We start from the raw sequence: 2,188 nt of genomic DNA, 5'->3' as shown, positions 1-2,188 counted from the left end.
TTTATTGCTGGCTTTTTGCTTACTTGCGAAAATCCTCACGGATTTTCTTTGTCAGTAATTATTTACTAAATTAATTGCCTAAACCACGCAACAAACCATATATAAACACGTTGGGGGTAATTCCCCATAGACTTCAAAACCCTAAAGTCCCTCGGCTAACGTAGAAACACGTATTTTTGAGGTATTAACTTTAGCTCTATGTAAGACCGATTTTCAAAGTGTTGCCTCTGGATCAAGCACGAGCGCAATTCTGGTTGGAATGTTTGCCAAAAGCCCATTGGCGATGCCATTTTTGGTAATCCCGTTCAGAATAATTTCATTGCCTAAAGCACATTCTCTTAGAGCTTTTTAAAACATATTATTATGGAAGAAAAAATAGCTTTAGATGTTGTTAATAAAAATGCCGCCGGCATTGATATTGGCAGTAGAAGTCATTGGGTGGCTGTTGGTCAAACCGATGAAGAGATTAAAGAATTTGGGGTTTATAATGAAAATCTCTATGAACTTGCCGATTGGCTTACACAACACAACATCAAAACCGTGGCAATGGAAAGTACAGGTAACTATTGGCAAAATCTACACGCTGTACTGATATCTAAAGGATTTGATGTGACACTTTGTAATGGTAAGTTTACCAAAAATATCAAAGGCAAAAAGACCGATGTTAAAGACTGTCAGTGGATACAAAAATTACACAGTCTCGGTCTGTTATCTGGTAGCTTCTTGCCAGATGAAGATACAGAAGTATTACGAACATTTACAAGGCACAGACACAACCTCATTAAACAAGCGGCATCTGCAAATAAGAAAATGCAAAAATATCTTAGACTAATGAACATTCGTCTTGATGTGGTAGTAAAAGATATTGTTGGTCTTACAGGTTTAAAAATTATCAATGCCATTGTTTTAGGAGAGAAAGACCCTGTGAAGTTAGCAAGCCTTCGACATTATAATTGTAGAAAAAGTGAAGAGGAGATTGCAAAAGCTTTACATTCTAATGGCAGGAAAGACTTTCTCTATGCTTTAAAAGACGAATTAGATACTTACAAATTTATACAAAAGAAAATCCGAGAATGTGATGTCCAAATTGCAGAAAAACTTGATGAAATTATTGGTAAAGATCCAGATAAACAGGAACATCATATCGATCCAAAACCGTATAAGCGTGTCAATAAAAACACACCAAAAAATATTGATATCAATTTAAAGTCCTATCAAATATTTAAAGGAGTTGATATTTTGGCAATTGAAGGGCTGAGTCATAATACAGTACTAAGTATCATAAGTGAGATAGGTCCTGAAGGCTTTAAAAAATTTAAAACAGCAAAACATTTAACCTCTTGGCTTAGGCTTGCGCCAAATAACAAAGTAAGCGGCGGTAAAGTAATTTCAAGCAAAGTAGGAAAAGGAAGTAACAGACTAAAAATAGCACTTAGAAACGCTGCCAACTCTATAGGAAATCTCAAAGACAGCACACCCTTAAGAGACTTTTTTATGAGAATAAATTTTAGAAAAGGAAGAGTATCTGCGATAACAGCAACTGCGAGAAAACTTGCAGTTATAATATGGAATATGGTTGTTAAGGGGGTGCATTATGAAAATCCTGAAGGCTATCTATATTTAGACCAAAAAAGAAAATTAGGAATGGCTAAGAGAATTAAAAAACAAATCAATAAATTTGGATTAACTAATGAAGATTTAGGCTTAAATACAAATACTTGTAATACAGCAACTTAATTTTACGTTAGTCAGAATACGACTTAAAATTATTAACAAACATTATCTTTAGTCACAGATTAAATCAACGGGTACGGCTTATCTATTGTTTTTCTTGTTATTCGGAACACATTATGCTTATTTAGGTAAATGGGGTTGGCAATTTCTATTTTGGATTACTTTAGGCGGATTAGGGATTTGGGATTTTATAGACATTTTTACTATCCCAAGTAAAGTCAATGGTCATAATGCAAAAATATTTATGCAAATAGAAGAAATCGAAAAGAGAGAAAGGAATGATGAGCAGGCAAGACAAATGGCTATGATTTCGGCAGTTAAAGGAAATTAAAAGCTACAAAACAAGGAATTATGAAATCTATCACAGCTGTGCGAGATTTTGTAAATTTGTTTTCTCTCACAAGCGTGCGAGAATTAAAAGTAAACAGATGAGCGAATTAAAACAATACAATAG

General features: G+C 34.0%; 2 protein-coding genes. Both read left to right on the top strand.

Going from position 1 to position 2,188, the window contains the following annotated elements:
- Positions 1–363 precede the first annotated feature (363 nt).
- Entirely contained in the window at positions 364–1,737 is a 1,374-nt protein-coding gene (locus HKP48_RS04290) for an IS110 family transposase (RefSeq protein WP_296343181.1), read from the top strand.
- A gap of 58 nt (positions 1,738–1,795) precedes the next feature.
- Complete coding sequence (locus HKP48_RS04285; RefSeq protein WP_363928594.1) at positions 1,796–2,065, top strand: TM2 domain-containing protein; 270 nt, start codon at positions 1,796–1,798, stop codon at positions 2,063–2,065.
- Positions 2,066–2,188: the final 123 nt, after the last annotated feature.

Origin of the sequence: Winogradskyella sp. (assembly GCF_013042245.1) — a bacterium.
In the GTDB taxonomy this organism is placed as follows: domain Bacteria; phylum Bacteroidota; class Bacteroidia; order Flavobacteriales; family Flavobacteriaceae; genus Winogradskyella.
Note: the sequence above shows the minus strand (reverse complement) of the source record. Positions and strands in the feature narration are given on the sequence as shown.

What these genes read in the sequence shown, in the direction of transcription:
- HKP48_RS04290 (WP_296343181.1), top strand. Translation starts at nt 364, where the DNA reads ATGGAAGAAAAAATAGCTTTAGATGTTGTTAATAAAAATGCCGCCGGC.